Source organism: uncultured Algibacter sp., from assembly GCF_947487575.1.
GTDB lineage: Bacteria > Bacteroidota > Bacteroidia > Flavobacteriales > Flavobacteriaceae > Algibacter_B.
Window position 1 is genome coordinate 71368 of the sequence record NZ_CANKXG010000003.1, and the last position, 19564, is coordinate 90931.

A 19564-nucleotide genomic window follows, 5' to 3' on the forward strand; every position below is an offset into this window, starting at 1 on the left:
TTTTTTAAAAAGTTACGTTTAGACCAAGCGTTATAATTCTTGGGTTAGGATACTGAGCACTAAGGTACCCTTGTGCTATATTACTACGTCCAAAATTACTTGCTTCAGGATCTATCAATCTTGTTTTAGACGATAACCATAAATTAGTTCCTGAAAAATAAACGGTTGCATTTTTAATTCCGTCTAATCCTAATTTATCAACTGGAAAGTTATAAGCCAATCTTAAGGTTTTAAGACGTATATGCGATCCATCTTCAACATACTCTGAGTTACTTGGTGTGTTAGTTACAGAATCTCCACCAGCTCTACTTATATTAGAAGTTTCATTAACACCTTCCACCCAACGATCACGTAAGTCTCCAAATTTAACTGTCTCCCCACGATTAAAGTAATTATTTCTCATGCTCAAATTATAGACTTCATTACCTTGTGTACCTTGAAAATAGAAAGAAAAGTCCCAATTCTTATATGAAAATGAGTTTTCAATACCAAAAATTAAATCTGGAAATGGGCTACCTAATACTATATTGTCTTCTGTTGAAGAAATACCATCTCCATTCAAATCCTCAAATATAGGACCTCCTACAACCTGTGGATCTGTTCTACCTGATGCATCAATCTCTGCTTGATTTTTCCAAGTCCCTAAGTATCTAACTCCTGTATAAACAGGAACTGACTCTCCCACAATTAAACGTGTATTACCAGACCCTATAATAGGATCTACTATAATATCTTGAGATTGCTTACCACCAAGATCTAAAATTTTATTTCTGTTTGCTGACAATGTTACTGTAGAATTCCAATTAAAGTTAGAAGTTCTAACATTGGTAGAGTTTACAAGCAATTCCCATCCCTGGTTTTCCAATGAACCAACATTTTGTAATTGACTTTCAAAGCCAGTTTGTCTTGGAATAGTAACATCCAATAATAAATCTTCAGTTTTCTTGTAGTAATAATTAAATTCTGTAAATATTTTACCACCAAACAAAGAGGCTTCTAATGCAATATCAAAAGAACTCGTTGTTTCCCATTTTAAGTCAGGGTTAGCAGGTCTATCTATTGTTAAACCAGGTACTTCTGACCCATTAAGTGTTGTGTTAGCAGATGTATAGGTTGCAAGTGTACTAAAATTATCAATAGCTTGGTTACCCGATTTTCCCCAACTTGCTCTTAACTTTAAATCTTGAACAGCATTTTGATTTTGCATAAAAGGTTCTTCTGAAATTTTCCAAGCACCTGCTATAGATGGAAAGAACGCATATTTATTACCTGGTGCAAAAACAGAACTACCATCACGTCTACCTACTAAAGTTAACAGGTATTTATCCTTATAAATATAATTAATTCTTCCAAAAATAGACTCAATTGTTCTCTGTCCGAAACCACTTGTATTTGAAGCTAATATTGGTCTAGAGTTTTCTAAACGGTTAAAACCAGTAGCATCACTAGTAATTCCTGCTGCCGAACTCAAAGCAGATTCGCTAACTTCTTTTTGAAATGAAAGTCCAGCCAATGCCGTAATATTATGATCTTCTCCAAAATCAGATTGATACTGTACCGTATTTTCATTATTCCAGCCACTTCTTGTCTGAATACTCACACTTGCTGTACCTCCATCAGTAACACCTATAGCTAAATTACCTGGTAATTGACTTGACGAAAATCTATTTTGTTTAACATTATTAAATTCAGGATTAAATGTAGAACGAATTACCCACTTAGGTGAAGGTCTATATTCTAAATAAACCGTTGATAATAAGTTATTAGTAAGCGTTTCATTAGTATTTAGTGCTATTGCTGCTAAAGGATTATTAAATGGCGAACCAACAACATCATTAAACCCATTAAAAGACCCATCGTCATTATAAACTGGTTGCGTGCGAAGAATACCGAAAGCTGCTTGACTAAAACTCGCCAAAGCATTATCTTGCTCTAATCTAGAGTAGTTTAATCTAAACCCTGTTTTTACTTTATCACTTATTTTAAGGTCTAGATTTGCTCTATAAATATATTTTTCAAGACCAGAACTTTTAACTATACCTTCTTGATTAAAATAATTTAATGAAGTATAATAGTTTATATTATCTGTTGCTCCAGAAATAGATATATCTGCATTATAAATTGGAGCAGTCCCTAACACTAAATCAACCCAATCATTGTCAGGATATGAAGATGGATCACCTGGAAATGGTTCTGCAGCAGACCTAAAACGAGCACTTTCGTTTGTAAATTCTATTTGCTCCCTTTGAGAGAGTCTATCTGGTAATTCTGGTAACATTTGTGAACTCGTGTAAAGATTTAAACTAATCTGTGGTTTACCTGTTCCAGCTCCAGCTCCATTTTTTGTAGTTACTAAAACTACACCGTTTGCACCCCTAGAACCATAAATAGCAATTGAAGATGCATCTTTTAATATCTCTATGGATTTGATATCATTACTATTAATGTTGTTTAAGTTGAAATTTGTTCCAACAATAATACCATCAATAACCCAAAGTGGTTCGTTATTACCAGTAATAGAGTTACCACCCCTTACTCTAATAACCGTACCTGCTCCAGGTGCCCCATTAACCTGAGTTACTTGTACACCAGAAGCCCGACCTTGCAGGGCTTGATCTACCCTTGAAACCGGTACAGCAGTTAAATCTTCTGAACTTACAGAAGAAACTGACCCCGTTAAATCAGATTTACGCTGTGTACCATAACCAATAATCACAACCTCATCAAGCTCATTATCTTGTTCCAAAGCCACATTAATTGTAGTCTGTCCCCCAACTGATACTTCCTTGACTAAATAACCTACATAAGAAAATACAAGTGTATTTCCTGAATCCGCTTTAATGGTATAATTACCATCAAAATCTGTAGTTGTTCCCGTGGCAGTTCCTTTTACCACAACCGTTGCTCCCGGTAGTGGTTGGCCGTCGACAGTTACTGTACCATTTACAGTCTGTGCGTTTGACATAGACATACATGCCAATGCCAAAACAACACACATCCAAGTTTTACGAAAACTTAGACATGTGCCTAGTGTAGTTTTTAAATTCATTTAATTTTAGTTTGTTTGTTAATAAGATCCTAAAATATTGTGGAATAATTTATAAACTATCCTGCTCCTTCCCTTACTATCCTGTACTGGCCTGCTATATATGTTAAAACTGTAAGTAAATCCATTACAAAATTATGATGTATATAAAATAAAAATCTCAAGTTAACATGTAACCTGAGATTTTAAAAAACGTATGAATAAAAAAGTAATATCTGTTTTATTGAGGAATTAGCTCTATAAGCTTAACACTATGAGGCTCTAAATCTACTTTTAAAGTAACTTTACCGTCTATTCTTTCAACAATAGAACCAGTGACAGTTTGTGGTAATTCTGCCATAGTTTTATACTTAGATAAGTTTGTACTCAAAACTGTTTTCCAACCATCCTCAAAACGGTCTGAAGGTCTATTACCATAAATACGTCCATTTGTTTTTTCTCCAACACCTGCTGCTCTTATATCTTTATAAAGTTCATGCATCATTACACCGTGGGTTTTATCAACCGTCCACTCATTCATTTTCCATTTAGAATCACCAGAAATTAAGCCCCCTTCCAATTGAGGATATAAGGTTCTTTTTGAAGAACTGTTTCTTGTAGTATTGTGGTTATATATTAACAAATATATCTTACCCTCTTTGGTAACTGCCAGAATCCCTGCATGCCCAGTAATGTTATCAATAGTCTCTAGTCTATTACCTCCTTCCATTTTTAAAAACATTTCAGTAACGTTTCTTCTTCCTTGGGGCAAATCACTATTTTCAATTTCCTGACCCCAATCATATATTTCAGTTATTTTATAATCATAAGCTAAATCTGCAATTCTAGCATACCAACTAGCACCAAATTCTGTTCCATCGGTTAAACTAATACCTCTTTCTCCGTTTTCATCACGTAATATTCCAAACTCTTGTATATCAAAAGGAATATCTCTAAACTGTGAGTAACTATTTAGCTTAGCCCTATATGATTCTACGGTTTCAGGGAGTTTGATTGTGTTTTGATCCATTTTTTCGTAGTATGATATACAGAAAAAATCCATTTTTGTTCCGATTTCACCGGTTGCATAGTTTGTACCTGTAGCACAATGATCTATAATTTCGGTTGAAAAGGTTGCAACGCCTTCTGTCAAATTATTTCCTGGACCAATAATGGCATCAGGAATTACTTTTAGTACTTCATCCACAGTAATATCATAGTGCTTAAAAAATTCTTCTTTAGTGCCATTCCAGTGCTGTGGTGTAAAATTAGGTTCTGTAGCTACTCTAAAACGCCATGTTTTAACTTCGTTAATACCAAATTCACCTATCAATGTTTGTAAAAAAGCATTAATATATTGCCTCCAAATATCATAATCATCTGGCGGATTGGTATTACCATATGTATTCACTTCTTTTACAGCATTCATTTCCCAAGGCACGTTATCTAAAACAATTCTAGGTTTAAAACCTGTAAGCATAAAATTGCGCATATCATTTAGCAAGTCACTAAAATCTGTTATAATATTGCCTGAGCCATCTACACCTTTATAAAAATCATTTTTATTGTCTGTTCTACCACCTAGAACACGAACCAAATTATAACTTTTCACATAGGGTTTTATCTTTTGTATATCTGTTCTAAACCCAGAAGCACTAAATCGAGTTTGGTTTATCATAGGTCTTGTAGACCAAAAGTTATACATCTCACCAATTACCGCCCCCGTATTTATCATTACAACTTTATCTGGATCTACCACTATAGGCTCTTCTGGTTCTTCTGGTTTAGGATTTTCAAAAACTTCTTCTTCATCTATTTGATCAGATTTTGAACAGGTAAAAAACATAAAGCTAGTAAAGATAAATGCTAATGAAACAACTATTTTCCTATGGGGAGTATACATTATATAGTTTTTTAAGTAAGTATTATTAGCAAATATAAAATTTTATCCAAAAAACATCACCCTGCACTATCATGGTGCTGAACAAAAGTTCTTTTAGTTTTAACAAAATTATCATAACAGTGCAGGATGGTTCAAACTACCTTAAAAATTAAATTTGTTTTTATCTTAAAATTTTAAAAATTAATGAAAAAAGTATTATTAGTATTTGCTTTTTGCTATTTATCAATTGGGATTTCTTTTGCTCAAAAGCAACCTAACGTTTTAATATTTTTGGTTGATGACTTACGTAATGAGCTTGGTTGCTACGGCAACAACATTGTTAAAAGCCCAAACATTGATACTTTAGCTGAAAACGGTATTTTATTTAATAAAGCGTATTGCCAACAGGCAATTTGCGCACCTTCAAGAATGAGTATTCTTACAGGTTTACGTCCAGAGACTATTGGCATCTATGATATATTTACACCTATGCGAAAGCTACGTAAAGACATTGTATCTATGCCTCAATTTTTTAAGGCCAACAACTATAAAACTGTTAGCATTGGTAAAGTGTACCACCATTCTAGAGACGACAAAGATGTTTGGGACATATATCATGCTAAAGAAGCTAATACTTATGTTAAAGCAGAAAGTATGAACCTTATTAAGCGCCTTAAAAAAGAAGGAAAGAAAGCAAAAGGCCCTGCTTTTGAAAAAATTGATATAGAAGATGAAGCTTATAAAGATGGAAGAGCAGCAAACAATGCTATAAAAGCGTTAAAGCAGTTAAAAGATGATAAGTTTTTAATGGTAGTTGGTTTAAGCAAACCGCATTTACCGTTCAATGCACCAAAAAAATATTGGGATATTTATGATAAAAACAGCTTTAAAGTGCCCTCAAGAAATAAACCTGAAGGCATGTTTAGACTCTCATTAAGCAAATGGGGCGAATTAAAAAACTATTCTAATATTCCAGATGAAGGTGACTTAAATGATAATTTAACTAAAGAACTCATAAACGGTTATTATGCTTGTGTAAGCTATATTGATGCCCAAATTGGAAAAATCGTAAATACATTAAACACTTTAGATTTAAGAAAAAATACGCTTATTATTTTTATGAGCGACCACGGATATAAACTAGGTGAATATGGAGCTTGGTGCAAGCATTCAAATATGGAAATAGACACAAGAGTACCATTAATTATTAATTATGGCACAAAGACCAAAAAAATGAAATCTGATGCTCTTGTTGAAAACATTGATATATTACCAACCATTGCCGAAGCTTGTGGCTTAAACATTCACAAGGTAGATGGAAGAAGTCTTTTACCGCTAATTGACAACCCAAACAAAGCATGGAACCAAGCTGCCTATAGTTTATTCCCAAGAGGAAAAAAATATATGGGGTGCACTGTTACTAATGGCAAATTTAGATATACAGAATGGCGAGACTCAAAAACTAAGAAAGTTCTTTCTACAGAATTGTTTAATCATGAAACTCATTTAATCACTGATAAGAACCTATCTGGGAATTTTGAATACGAAATGGTAGAAGCTAATATGAAAAAACTTTTGTTAAAGCAATTTCCAGAAAACTACAATTTTTATAAATATCAAGATTGATAATTCTCAGATATTATTTTAAATGCAAAATCCAAAATAGCTGAATAATAATATCAATTATTTTGGATCTGGCATTACCTCAAAACTATAAACCTATTTATTTAGCCAATTTTGGCCCGTCGTAATCATAGGTAAACCAATCGACATCAATGTATCCTGCATCCTCTTTTTCGTTCCATGAAAAGAACCCTAAACGGTCTCCCGTCCATTTTCCAAAAGCAATTTCAAACGTCGGCCCAAAGCTTTTATAGTTTTCACCATCGAGACTATATTCGTAAGTGGCTTGGTTTATTTTATTTGATGTTCTTACGTATAAATCGTTACCCTTTAGCTCTGGTCCTTTGGTTTTTTCTGCCATAGGATTCATGTAAAATAGATTCTTATTTCCGTTTTCATCTACCTCTACACCCAATAAATTGAATACGCCGCCATATCTAACAAATCCTGCTAATTGGTATGGTTTCATCCCTGAAATATCGAATTTAGCGACAGCAGTTCCAGTGGTAATACCCATGATACGCTGACTTAAAGTATTACAAGCTCTCCAGAAATCTGAATCTGAGCCATCATTATTAGTCCACTCGTTTATATTTGGCCCATAACCTTTTTCGTTTGGTAAAATCTTGCTTGCTTTTAAACGTAACCAACCTTCACGCTCGGTTAATGACCAATGTGTGTTTCTTGGATTGTGATTCCATTCCCATTGAAAACCTAACTTAGACGATGAAAAATCATCATCTGAACTTGGTGCTGCAATTGGGTAACCGTCTATTGGTTTTTTGTACTGTTTTACAGGCTCACCAATACCATCATTATCTTCATCTACGCCAATTATTGGCCAACCATCTACCCAAGTAACGGGTGCTAAACATTGTGGTCTGCCTTGAAACGGAATATCATCATTTTGAATCAATTGATGCATATACCACCACGATTTATCTGGTGCTTGCATTAGCCCTCCTTGGCTACAGCTACGGTTGTTAAAAGCTGTTCCTTTTTCTAAAACAGTTTTCACCTCATATGGACCATAGATACTTTCTTTGGAACGTAGTACAATTTGTTTTCTATCGTTTTTAGGGTTTTTTACACCTGGTTTGGTAGATGCATCACCCATAGTCCATTGTGCTAAAAAAATATACCAAGTTCCATCTATTTTATAGATTTTGGCAGCTTCGGCTCCCATGCCTGTGTAGACTAATTTACCTTCGCCTAAGATTTTTGTTCCATCCCAACTCATTTCGTAAATTCTGTTTTCGTTGCCTTCAATTTTATTATCTGGGCTTTTTTGTTTGCCTGCTGTGTTGATAATAACATAAGCTTTATGCGCTTCTTCGTCCCAAAACACACCTGGGTCGTCTAGTACTTTTGCTTTTGGGAGCATCATAATAGGTTTACTCCACGGGCCTTTAATATCCTTTGCTGTTGCTACCATTAAACCATGTTGATAATCTATTTGGTAACAATACCAAGTACCTTCATGATACGCTAAATCACCTGCCCAAGTACCAAAAGAGTAGCCATTCATGCGATCCCAATTGTATTCTGGCGCCCATGATAAACTTTCAAACACGTGCCCCACATTAGTCCAGTTTACCATGTCTTTAGATTCTAGAATAGGCATCCCTGGCGACATGTGTTGTTTTGATGTAATCATGTAATACGTATCCCCTACTTGCTCGATATCAGAATCTGGATAATCAGCGTTTAAAATGGGATTAATATACGTACCATCACCTTGATCTCCAAAACTACCTGTTTGCGCTTGGGCCACATTTTTTGAAGCTGTTGTTTTGTTTTCTGGTTTTGAATTACAACTGGTAAATGACACTAATAGTATAATGATTAGTGGTTTTAAAACAGTGTTATATGTTAGTTTCATAGTATGCATTTTAGATGTTTTTAGTGTCTTGTAAACTTAATTTTTAGAATACGCTATTGTGTAATCTCCTGATCCTAAAATTACAAATCCGTTTTCTATTTCAATAGGATTATTTTGTTTAAATTCTGAAATAGACGCCCCATTTATTTTTAAACTTTCAAATTCCGAAGGTGCAATTAAAACCCTTGCTTGCGTATTGAACGGTACATTAAGATTCATACTCAATACTTCATCTTTTATCATCCAATTATTGGTAATATCTCCATAAGGAGTTGGTACTACTACTTCCGTTTTTGTAATCGCAGTAGGAAACTCAGGGTTTACAGTAAATGCTTTATAACCTGGTTTGTCTTCTGAAGATTTAACACCACCTAATGATTCATAAAAATAAGCTGCAAAACCACTATGCATTGGGTGATTTAAAGAGTTTGTTGGCCCCTCCATTTCTTCCCAAACAAATTGACGCTCTGGCCATGTGGTAAACCCGGAATTCATTACATAAGTTTGACTCGGGAAATCTGGTGTTGTTAAAATTTGATGTGCTAAATCTGCTTTTCCGTACTTAGACAAAACGGTGTAAATGTATCTATTACCGTGAATTCCAGTTGAATGATGCCCGCCTTTAACTTCTACAATATCATGTGCTAAACCATTCACAATACTTTCAATCTCATTTTCTGGTGCTAAACCAAATTGTAAAGCCTGAACAGTTGCCGTTTGGCTTTGATACCATTTGTGTTTAGTATTAAGTATTTCAACTAAAAACTCTTTGTTAAAAGCCTCTTTCAATTCGCGTTGTTCTTGTTTCATTTTTAGAGAGAAAGCTACATCATTATTCATTTCAGCAAAGGTTTCCATAATACCCAAAACATCATAAAAATAAGCATTAGCTGAAATAATTGGGTCGCATTCCATAGCACTAGGATTTTTACGTCTGTCCCATCTTGGCGGACACCAATCTCCCATACCATCTTGCATAATACCATTTTCACCTTTAAAATTTAAATAGAAATTGGTTAAATCTCTCATGTCTTCATAGTACTCTTTAACTATGGCATCATCACCATAAAACTTGTAATTATACCAAGGCAAATACATAGTAGCCACACCCCAATCTATTTTTGCATAGGTAGATGTTCGCTTTCCTGGAGCAATCATAGTTGGTACTTGAAATTTTATATCTGGGGTGTTATGTCCTTTTGTTGGCCGCATTTGTGTACGGATGTCTTCCATATATTTCTTGTAGAAATCATACATATCATAATTGTAAAGTGCATATTCACAAAATGCATGTGCATCACCTAACCATCCACATTTTTCGCGGTGTGGACAATCTTCTGGAATACCGTGAACATTGTCTACAATAGTCCATTTACTAATACTGTGCATTTTATTTAATAATTCGTCAGATGATATAAAACTTCCAGTTTCTTGAATATCTGTAGCTACCAAAACCGCTTTAATCATATCAGCATCTGGCTTTGTAGAAACACCTTTTATTTTTGCATATCTAAACCCATGATAACTAAATTTTGGCTCCCAAGACTCCACACCATCACCTTTACAGATGTACTTGTAAATTTGCGCCATTCCATTTGCACCACCTCCTGTTGAACCTGGAAAAATATCTTTTCCGTTAGTTAATAATGCTTCGGTTGTTGTGATTTCAATTAATTGCCCTTCATTTCCTTGAACGCTTAATTTTACCCAACCAGCAATGTTTTGTCCAAAATCAACAATCCAATTACCATCTGGTGCTTTAAAAACCTTTTGTGGTTCAAATTCTTTTAATTTTTTAATTGGAGGAATTTGACTCGCACTTATTTTTTTAACTTGTGGTGATGCTACTTTTGCATTACCCCATTTAGCATCATTGTAACCTACTGTATTCCAATTTCCTAATTCATAACGTGCATCATAGGTGTCTCCTCCATAAATATTATTAAATACTATTGGTCCTGTAGCTTCTTTCCAGTTTTCGTCAGTATAAAAATCTGCTGATGTACCATCTTTATAATTTAATTTCACCAAACAACGTACGGTTGGCGGACCGTAAGACACTCCTTTTTTGTTGGATTCAGGATCTCTACTCCAAGAAATATTTTGTCCATAAAATCCATTTCCTACTATAATTCCGAAGGCATTTTTACCAAATTTTAATTGTTCGGTAATGTCATAATTCACATAATAGGCTTGCTTATCGTAATTTGATGGTGCAGGATCTAAAACATGGTCTCCAACTTTAGTTCCATTTAAATATAACTCATAATAACCTAAACCGCAAATATATGCTTGCGCATTTTCGATATCTTTACTAAGGTCTATCTCATTTCTAAAATAACTAGCTGCAAAACCGTCAACTGGTTTCGCTTTCTTCATGTTACCTCTTTTATAACCTCTAAAACGGTGTTCTGAAGTGCGCGTATCTTCATTTAGTGTAATCCATTTTGAAGCACCCCAATTGTCAGGATGCATCAAACCCATTTCAAATTCTTGAACCTCAGACCATTTTGAAACCGTTCCCTGTTCATCCCATATTTTAACTTTCCAAAAGTATTTCTGGAGCGCTTGTAAAGATTTTCCTTGGTATTTTACAAATGTAGATTTATCACTATTTACTTTATCTGAATTCCATAAATCTGCATTATTTTCACCCAATAGTTTTTGAGATGAGGCAACCAAAATGTGATAAGCCGATTGTGACTTATTAAAGCCTTCAACATCTATTATCCAAGAAAAAAGTGGTTCTTCACTTTCTATGGTCGACGGATTTTCTTTTGAATTAACTAATAACATTTCAAAATCTATTGGTGCTCCAGAAGTTGTTACTTGATTACATGACAAGCAAAAAAAAGACAAGAATACAATTGAAAATAAGTGTTGTTTTTTCATCATTATTATGATCTGATTTATAAAATTATTTTATTAAAATATTAATTGTTGAAGGTACCAGAATACCTTAAAAACCTTATCCTGTACTTTCATGCATAGCATTGTAATTCATGACTGCAATTGAAAAACAACAGAATACGGATAAGCCATATCAATAAATAATGAGGCACTCCCTTTATAAGATTAGAGAGTGCTTCAATATGTTTGCCTAAATTCTATATCGAAATAATCAATTAGTTAACCACAATTTTGTGGGTTGAAACACCATGACTACTCTTGATTTGTAAAAGATATATACCCACTTGGTAATTATTAAAACGAATGCCTTTTCCTGAAACAAATTTTCCTTTTTGAATTTCAACCCCACTCATGGAATAGATACTATATTTAGCGTCTTCTCCAGAACTCAGTTTAATATGAAATACCCCTTTATTAGGATTTGGATATATGCGAACCTCATCTTGTTTTCCAATTTCTGAAGTAGACAACGATGCATTAGATAACTCTATAATATTTATTGAAAATTTAGGTAAAGTGATACTCCCACCAGTTTGGTTAATCACAGTTAATGGATCTTCATCAATCCCCATAACCCTTTCTTCATCCATACTAGAAAACGATATGGCTTTGTGTACCACATTTTCTACATAGTCCTCACCATCAATATTCACCTTAAATGGCACATCTTGATTACTCAAATTAACAACAAAAATCGAAGTTTTACCATCTTTAGTTACTACTCTAGCGTTAACCGCTTTTACGCCGTCTACAAGGTTTGGAACTTGCACATCACTTTCAATTAATGTGGTGTTTTCAAGCGCTGATCTTATAATTTCATAGGCCGACCCAAAGAGTGTCTTTTCTAAAGGATACTTAATTCGTGGGCGTACCGCACCACTTGGGGCAACATAGGTTTCCCAAACGTAATGCGAGTTTAATTTCCCATTTACACTAAACCAATTAGCACGCTCAAAAACATGTTGATTTTGACTCATATAAATATAGCAATCTACCATACCTAAAGCAGATACCGCATTTGGCCCACCCGATTTCACACCCCACTCGGTTAACCAAATGGGTTTATTTGGAGCCACTTTGTGCGCATAATCATATATAGAATTTCCTAAATGCTTACGTGCCGTTAGTGCAGTTCCATAAGCTTCGTCGCTATTGGTAGCGTCATCCGGATCTGAACCAACATAAGTATGTACAGTAACGGCGTCAAAATAAGTTAAATCTTCAGTTAAATCTGCATTCCAATTAGGGTTTGCCCAACTGTCTCTTCGCAGTAATGGCACAGACACTTTTATGTTTGGGTCTTTGGCTTTCAATACAGCAGACATTGATTTTGCCCTAGCTATATAATCTTCTGTATTTGGAATAATAGAACTTCTTTGGCCTGGATAAAAATTTTCATTACCCATCTCCACAACTTTCACTTCAAAACCCCTAGCAATCAAATCATCATATCGAGCTATAGTTTCTGGACACCCATTACTAAAATCAGTGCCATCTGCACTCATATTAAAGGTCCACATCATATCATAACCTTTACCTGTTTCAAATTTTCTGGTTGCATTTAAGCTTGTTAGACCATCTATCCCTACCTTAATATTGTGACTATCAAATATTTTTATATTCGCCAACAGATCAGGTGTTTTTGTTTTAATAGTCTTATTTACACCTTGCTCGTACTGAAAGGTTTCTGTACCAAAAAGCCTTGTTACATCACGTCTCCAATCGTACCAATTGGCCCATAAACCATGTGAAAATCTTATTGTTATCGGTTCTAATTTGTTTATTAAATCTTTCTCTTTTGTGGTTGAAAAATGATGTGTATTTGTTCCCAGTAATAGATTATTATATGCTTCCTTGGATGAAGACGTTATATTAATAGTTGCCTCCATATCCGAAGGTAAACTAAAAGGGTAATCCTGAGCATGTAATGATGCTGATATTACCACTGTTAGACCGTAATAAAGTAACTTCTTTGTCATTCTTATTTTTTTGCTATTAATCTGCTCAAAACTACAGATTTTTAAAACAAAGAGTGTCCTGTACACTCGTGAACAAAAAAACAAAACCCTTTAGCAACTATTATTCAATACACGCTTATATATTTCTAAAAAGCTTTGATATTTCTTCATTTTTTAATCACTCATTTTGCAACACATCGAATAATACCATTTTTTTAGAAGAACTGTTTTTATTACTCTTCTATTAAGAAATACAATAATTTATTAAAAAAATCTTGTCCCATTTCAGAATTTGTAAACAATACAAATCCCCATTTTTTCTCAACATCCAAAATATAAGCACCAGTAAATCCGTCGTTATTCCCACCATGAAAAAACAATGTGTGATAAGGTTTTTCGAATGTCTCAAATCCCAAAGCATAATATTTTCCTTTCTTTGGAATTGAATGTACTTTTAATAGTTCGTTATAACTTTCTTTAGACAATAATCTCTTGTTCATTACAGCAATCATCCATTTAGTAAAGTCTATCACTTCTGAATGTAAAGAGGATGGGGCAACAAATTTTTCATTATCTTTTAGATACCAATAATCGTTTTGCCAATCTATAAGATTTTAACAAAATAGTTAGTCTTGTATTTATTTATGAAGGTACAGGTTCTATAGACTATGTAAAACTTTCTGATGAAAAAGAAAATATAGTTTTTGAGGATGATTTTAATGATAGTGATAGTTGAAAAATTTAATAGTGAAGACGGTCTGATATAACAAGTGGTTTTATATTTTATCAACACCCAAAATCGAATAAAATTTATATTTTGTGGGCAGTTGTTATTTCTTTCAAGACTACAACTAACCCAACGTTTTCATTGAGTTTTGACACAAATAATGTATTGAAATTTACATCTGTTCGTAAAGAAATAAACTCTTTTTCTTTATCATAAATTTGAACTCTTCCGGCTTTTGATTTAATGCTAAGTTCATTGTCTTTTAACTCAATTCTACTTGCTTCAACTATAATTAACTTTGATTTATCCTGTACAATTACTTTTGCATCAGTTAATATTCTTTTAGTATTAATTATCGTATCAGATTTGGATTCTATTGAGATAATTTTGTTTTTTAAAGGATTGATTATCTTTTTACTTTTATCCTCTACAGTTAATTTTTTGGGATAAAAATCGTAAAGTTTAATTGTATAATCAATTAGCTTTGAGTCGTCATGTTTTCCGTGGCCAGGAACTACAATTTTTGCAGTACCATAATGTTTTTTTATTCTCTTTACCGTATTAGACCATTCTCGTAGGTTAGCATCTCCTATATTACCTATCCATCCATTATAGTTTCTAATTTCATTTCCTCCAAAAAGTATTTTTGGGGTTGGAATCCAAACCACAATTCCATCTGATGTGTGTGCTTCTCCTAAATAATGACAAATTATTTTTTCATTTCCTACCTTGATTTCTTTTTTGATATTAAATACAAAATCTGTTATAGGTAACCCTTTTTGTTTGGCAATTTGCTTTGTGCGTTTATTGGCATAAGTTTTAATATTGTTTTCCCTTACAATATTTAAGCCTTTCATTGCATCAGAGTGCCATCTATCAATTACATAAGCTACTATACGCGCTTTATTTTTTACCCAATTTATTAGATTTTGAGTTTCTATCTCTGAATCAGGAGTAGATACAATTACAGCTTCGCCATTATTAAAATACACAATTCCATTATTATTCTTTTGTGTATGAATATAAGTGTTCTCAGAAAGTTTTGTGACTGTTAAACTTTCTGAGATTTTAATATTTTGACCAAATAAGGGCAAATTTAAAATAACCAAAAGTATCCATACGAAGTCCTTTTTTATTTTAATCATGGTGCATTAAAACTAGTGTGTTGTGTATATTTTTACTGGTGTGAGTTAAGTATAAATTTAGCTAATAATTACTTATTTTTTTCTTTTATTTCATTAATAATTTTTGTGCTAACCCAATATATATCTTGATTACTAGTATATAATAAGTATTTTCCATCTTTTGTAACGAATGGGCAATATTCATAATTATCGGTATTTATTTTTTTACCCATATTAACCGCATTTGTCCAATTTCCATTCGAGTTTTTAAAACTAATATATAAATCCCCTCTTCCAAATCCGCCATCACGAATGGAACAGAATATAAGATAAGATTCATCTGGTGCAACAAAAACATCTGCTTCGTATCCTGTTGTATTTATTGACGCATCTAGTAATACAGGCTTTTGAAATTCATTATTAATAACTCTTGAGTAATATATATCATGGTCTGTTCTGGAGACGTCTTTTCGAGTGTGCCCATTAGAAGCAAAATACATTGTTCCATCATTTGTGAAAGACATATAATATTCATTCCCATTTGTATTAATAGTTGAACCTGCGTTTATTGGTTCTGACCACCCATTGCTCAATCTCTCCACATACCATATATCTACATCTTTAATTTTACCAATGCCATCTAATGCTCTTTTTGAGATAAAATAGAGTCTATTCTCATCATTCGAAAGAAAAGGGTCGTTATAGCTGTAACGTTTATGTGAAATAATGGTTTTTGGTTTAGACCATTGGTTGCCTTCTATTTTTGAAAAACGAATTTCATTCCGCCCGTTTACATCTACTCCAAAATAAAACTCAGTTCCCTTTTTGTTAAATGTTGAACCGAATTCTTGTTCCTCAGTAGAAATGAAGTTAGGCGCAAACATTTTAGGAATCGTTTCACGTCCTTTTAGCCCCATATATTTTCCTTTCATTTTGAACTTTCGAACAAGATTTTTATCTGCTCCTTGAGAAATTAGAAATTCAGAAATATTTTTAGTGCCTAATCGTTTCGAGATTTCCAAAGCAGTACTTCCTCTTTTGTTTTTAATATTTATGTCAACGCCACTCTTAATTAATTTCTTTGTTATTTCTTTGTTTCCATTCAATATAGCCTGTTCAATTAATGAAGCTCCGTATAAAGATTGCCAGTTATTGTTAGGCTGTAATTCAATTAAATAATTAAGATATTCTATATTATTGAACCGAACTGCTACGTGTAAGGGTGTTTTTTCTTGATTATCAGTTTCATTAATTTTTATGTTTCTCTTTATTAGAAAATCAAATACTTCCCGCTGTTTACAAGCGACTGCCCAATGTAATAACGACTTTCCTCGGTTGTCTTTCACATTAATGGTACTATTTACGAGCATACTATCTAACCTTACCAAATTGCCCTTGCAGGCTGTCCTAAATATATTTTGGCTAAACACAACAGATGTTAAGGTTAACGTTAATAGCAGAATTAAGTTTTTTCGGGTCATGAATTTCATACTAATCAATTAATGCGCTTTTTATGAAGTTTTGAAAGGTACTTCTCAGTTTTAATTGCGAATGAGGTCGCAATTGAACCATTAAAATATAAATTAAATTATTCTCCACATCTATTTTAAAATAAGTACCTGCCAATCCACCCCATCCAAATACCTTTTCTAGGGTATCAGGAGTACCGCTTATCACAAAGCCTAACCCAAACCCAGATTCTCCAGTTCTAATTTTTAGATTGGGTTGATGCTTTCTAGTTTCTTGGATATGGTCCTGCAACATCAAATCGACCGTCTCTTGTTTCAAAATTTGTGTATGATTCAGCGTTCCTTTATTAAGAAGCATTTGACAAAACCTCAAGTAATCTAAGGTTGTTGAAACCAAACCTCCTCCAGCATGGTACATTGTCATGTTTTTTGTGTACCTGCTATTTTTGGGTGTATCTGAAACAGTAATTCCTTGCGTTTTGTTCCATCTATAGCCTACCACGAAATTATTTACTTTCTCTATGGGGACTTGAAAAAAAGTATTGTTCATTCCAAGGGGTAAAAATAGTTCTTCTTTTAAATAGGTATTAAGATTTTTGCCTGAAAGAACTTCAACTAAATAGCCACATATGGCTGTTGAATGACCATATTGCCAATTTGTACCTGGCTCAAACTGCAATGGAATCTTACTCAAAGCTTCGACAAATTCTTTATTATTTTTAGAATTAAAAAGGTTGGCCTTCCGGTATAACTGATTTAGTTTAGGGTATGGACTTCTACCATTACCATAACCTGCTGTATGTGTAAGTAGCTGCCTAATGGTAATAGGTTTTTTAGCAAGGCTAATTGCAGAGTCTGTATATACAAACACAGAATCCAACTGTGGAATATATTTAGCGACGGGGTCATCTAACTTAAATTTACCTTGTTCATATAGTTGCATTAGTGCTACAGAAACGATGGGTTTCGTCATTGAGAAAATTCGAAAAATACTTTCCGTATCTAATATCTTTTTATTTTCAATATCGGCATATCCATAGCTATCAAAATGGACTAATTGACCATGCCTCATTACAGCTGTTTGTATCCCTGGTAATTTGTTATTATCCACAAGTTTATGAAAATGATTGTTCATTTTCTTTAAGCTATCACTGGATAAGCCAACCTTTTCAGGCATAACCCTATTTATGTCATGCTGAGCGAACAAAGAAAAATTGATTATTAAAAAAGCAAGTATTAACGGGTAATTCATTTTTTTATTTGTAGGTAACGGTTCATAATATCCTATAGCATTTAAAACCTTTTTTAGCTACTTATATTGCATTTTTTAATTATTTACTAGCCTTCTAAAGCTTTTTATAAAGCTTCTAAAGTATGTCCTTTAAATTCTTTTCCAGCCTCAATACGTTGAATTGTTCTAACAGATATATTAGTTCTTTCGGAGAGTTAATTGTTACTGAGTTAGACTTGATTTTTCTCTATATTTTAAAAGTTTATTCACTTAATTGTTGCTTTGCTTTTACAACTTATCGTGTATAAAATGCGATTATTCTCTTAGGCTTTAAATTAATTATCGTTACTAAAAAAACACTCCAGAACTTTTGCGTTTTTATTTAAATCTTCTATTTTAATAGTATTAATTTGTCCTGCGCCTAAGAAGCGGTATCTAAGTCCGACAAATTTCCCTATAGATTTGTGGTATGTATTTTCATATATTTTTCTATTATCAACAAATACATTAACGGTCTTATCTTTTATACTTATATCTATCGCTTTATTTTCATTTAAATCTACACCAAAAGCAGACAAATCGTGTTCTTTACCTGAATAAACGTTATTGCTTAATAAAATATCTAGATTAGACACACAGCCTAACTTAGAAAAAGGCATAATAATAGCCCCTTCTGTTCCAAGAACAACAATTTTAAAATTCTGGCAAACAGCCCATTTGTCATTTAAAACACTTTTAACAGATTGACTTATCTTGATATTATCTCCAGATATATTTCCAAAATCATCTATATAATGAAAAGTAGATTCTAAAGGTTTTCCACTTTTCTTTATTTCATTAAGAATAGCTTCTGAAAAACCCATTTTATCATTCTTAATTTGCTTTTCAGATAAATACTTAGGAGTAGGTTTGTAATCTATCGTTCCAACCCACCCCTCTGATTTGATAAATAAGTCATGCCTCCTGATTATTTTACCATCAACACGAAGTTTAGAATTGTAGTATCCTGGATAGTAATAAATTCCCGTAGCTTGTTTTTGGTCAGATTTTATTTTTATTGTTTTCGTAACATCCCAATACTGTTGTATATATATGCTATCTGATTTGATATTATCTAAGTTAAAATCAAATATCACAGAATTCGGAAAACTATTAGTAACTGGTTTACTACTAAATTTAATATTCGAAAAGTCATGTTTTGGTTTAGTTTTAGAGGAATCTATCATTGAATAAATAGAAATAAAACCCAAAGCAAATATAATTGCTAAAACAATTATAATATAACTGTTAGCATTCATCTTCTTTTCAAACCATACTCTATTTTTAGTAGTTTCATGATTGGTTTTAAAATCACGCCAAGTGTTAAAACCTGCAAATAACGCTAATGTATTCAAAGTACTAATACTTGGGGTGCTATTATATTTTACTCTACCCCAAACACGTTTTAATGTTGTTACACTTAGTAATATAGACGTTTCTTCTCTAATTTTTTCACTTAACTCAATAAAGGTTTTATTATGCCAAGTATTCGAATCTCCCCACTGTAATTCATCTTCAATTAGTTGAAGGCATTTTTTAACTAATATATGCTCTGGATATAAACTCATAATTATGCAAAAATCTTTAAAAAATTATACTTGTACAACATTGAATGAACTTGTATCAACTTGTCTCTAGCTTTTGTTGGTCATATATAGATATTTGAAGTGTTATTATCATTAATCAAAAAAACA

General features: G+C 33.0%; 11 protein-coding genes. 1 reads left to right on the forward strand and 10 read right to left on the reverse strand.

Going from position 1 to position 19564, the window contains the following annotated elements:
- Positions 1 to 4 precede the first annotated feature (4 nt).
- Entirely contained in the window at positions 5 to 3049 is a 3045-nt protein-coding gene (locus tag Q0870_RS04010; RefSeq protein WP_298551333.1) for a TonB-dependent receptor, read from the reverse strand.
- A gap of 217 nt (positions 3050 to 3266) precedes the next feature.
- The gene (locus Q0870_RS04015) at positions 3267 to 4928 is read right to left on the reverse strand and encodes a hypothetical protein (RefSeq protein WP_298551334.1); all 1662 of its coding nucleotides are present in this window, start codon (positions 4926 to 4928) and stop codon (positions 3267 to 3269) included.
- 183 nt (positions 4929 to 5111) lie between these two features.
- Between Q0870_RS04015 and Q0870_RS04020 the strand changes: the two genes are divergently transcribed.
- A complete protein-coding gene (locus tag Q0870_RS04020; RefSeq protein WP_298551336.1) occupies positions 5112 to 6533 on the forward strand; it encodes a sulfatase in 1422 nt (473 codons plus the stop codon).
- Between the two features lie 97 nt (positions 6534 to 6630).
- On the opposite strand, the gene Q0870_RS04025 is transcribed toward Q0870_RS04020, so the two are convergent.
- The 8 genes from Q0870_RS04025 to Q0870_RS04060 form a co-directional block, all read right to left on the reverse strand.
- Complete coding sequence (locus Q0870_RS04025) at positions 6631 to 8412, reverse strand: glycoside hydrolase 43 family protein (RefSeq protein ID WP_298551338.1); 1782 nt, start codon at positions 8410 to 8412, stop codon at positions 6631 to 6633.
- Between the two features lie 36 nt (positions 8413 to 8448).
- Positions 8449 to 11307 carry an alpha-L-rhamnosidase gene (locus Q0870_RS04030; RefSeq protein WP_298551340.1) on the reverse strand — a complete coding sequence of 953 codons (2859 nt, stop codon included), beginning with the start codon at positions 11305 to 11307 and terminating at the stop codon, positions 8449 to 8451.
- A 230-nt stretch (positions 11308 to 11537) separates the two neighbouring features.
- Entirely contained in the window at positions 11538 to 13301 is a 1764-nt protein-coding gene (locus Q0870_RS04035) for a T9SS type A sorting domain-containing protein (RefSeq protein WP_298551341.1), read from the reverse strand.
- 212 nt (positions 13302 to 13513) lie between these two features.
- Entirely contained in the window at positions 13514 to 13813 is a 300-nt protein-coding gene (locus Q0870_RS04040) for a hypothetical protein (RefSeq protein WP_363317919.1), read from the reverse strand.
- Positions 13814 to 14090: 277 nt separating this feature from the next.
- Positions 14091 to 15152: a subclass B1 metallo-beta-lactamase, long type gene (bla, locus tag Q0870_RS04045; RefSeq protein WP_298551343.1), complete on the reverse strand. Its 1062-nt coding sequence runs from the start codon at positions 15150 to 15152 to the stop codon at positions 14091 to 14093.
- A gap of 68 nt (positions 15153 to 15220) precedes the next feature.
- Positions 15221 to 16621 carry an ankyrin repeat domain-containing protein gene (locus tag Q0870_RS04050; RefSeq protein ID WP_298551345.1) on the reverse strand — a complete coding sequence of 467 codons (1401 nt, stop codon included), beginning with the start codon at positions 16619 to 16621 and terminating at the stop codon, positions 15221 to 15223.
- A 1-nt stretch (position 16622) separates the two neighbouring features.
- A complete protein-coding gene (locus Q0870_RS04055; RefSeq protein WP_298551346.1) occupies positions 16623 to 17777 on the reverse strand; it encodes a serine hydrolase domain-containing protein in 1155 nt (384 codons plus the stop codon).
- 389 nt (positions 17778 to 18166) lie between these two features.
- Positions 18167 to 19438: a hypothetical protein gene (locus Q0870_RS04060; RefSeq protein WP_298551348.1), complete on the reverse strand. Its 1272-nt coding sequence runs from the start codon at positions 19436 to 19438 to the stop codon at positions 18167 to 18169.
- Between the last annotated feature and the right edge of the window lie 126 nt (positions 19439 to 19564).

Bases quoted from the DNA above. Each gene is read 5' to 3' on its own strand.
- Q0870_RS04010 (WP_298551333.1), bottom strand. From the start codon at position 3,049: ATGAATTTAAAAACTACACTAGGCACATGTCTAAGTTTTCGTAAAACT.
- Q0870_RS04015 (WP_298551334.1), bottom strand. From the start codon at position 4,928: ATGTATACTCCCCATAGGAAAATAGTTGTTTCATTAGCATTTATCTTT.
- Q0870_RS04020 (WP_298551336.1), top strand. From the start codon at position 5,112: ATGAAAAAAGTATTATTAGTATTTGCTTTTTGCTATTTATCAATTGGG.
- Q0870_RS04025 (WP_298551338.1), bottom strand. From the start codon at position 8,412: ATGAAACTAACATATAACACTGTTTTAAAACCACTAATCATTATACTA.
- Q0870_RS04030 (WP_298551340.1), bottom strand. From the start codon at position 11,307: ATGATGAAAAAACAACACTTATTTTCAATTGTATTCTTGTCTTTTTTT.
- Q0870_RS04035 (WP_298551341.1), bottom strand. From the start codon at position 13,301: ATGACAAAGAAGTTACTTTATTACGGTCTAACAGTGGTAATATCAGCA.
- bla (WP_298551343.1), bottom strand. From the start codon at position 15,152: ATGATTAAAATAAAAAAGGACTTCGTATGGATACTTTTGGTTATTTTA.
- Q0870_RS04050 (WP_298551345.1), bottom strand. From the start codon at position 16,621: ATGAAATTCATGACCCGAAAAAACTTAATTCTGCTATTAACGTTAACC.
- Q0870_RS04055 (WP_298551346.1), bottom strand. From the start codon at position 17,777: ATGCCTGAAAAGGTTGGCTTATCCAGTGATAGCTTAAAGAAAATGAAC.
- Q0870_RS04060 (WP_298551348.1), bottom strand. From the start codon at position 19,438: ATGAGTTTATATCCAGAGCATATATTAGTTAAAAAATGCCTTCAACTA.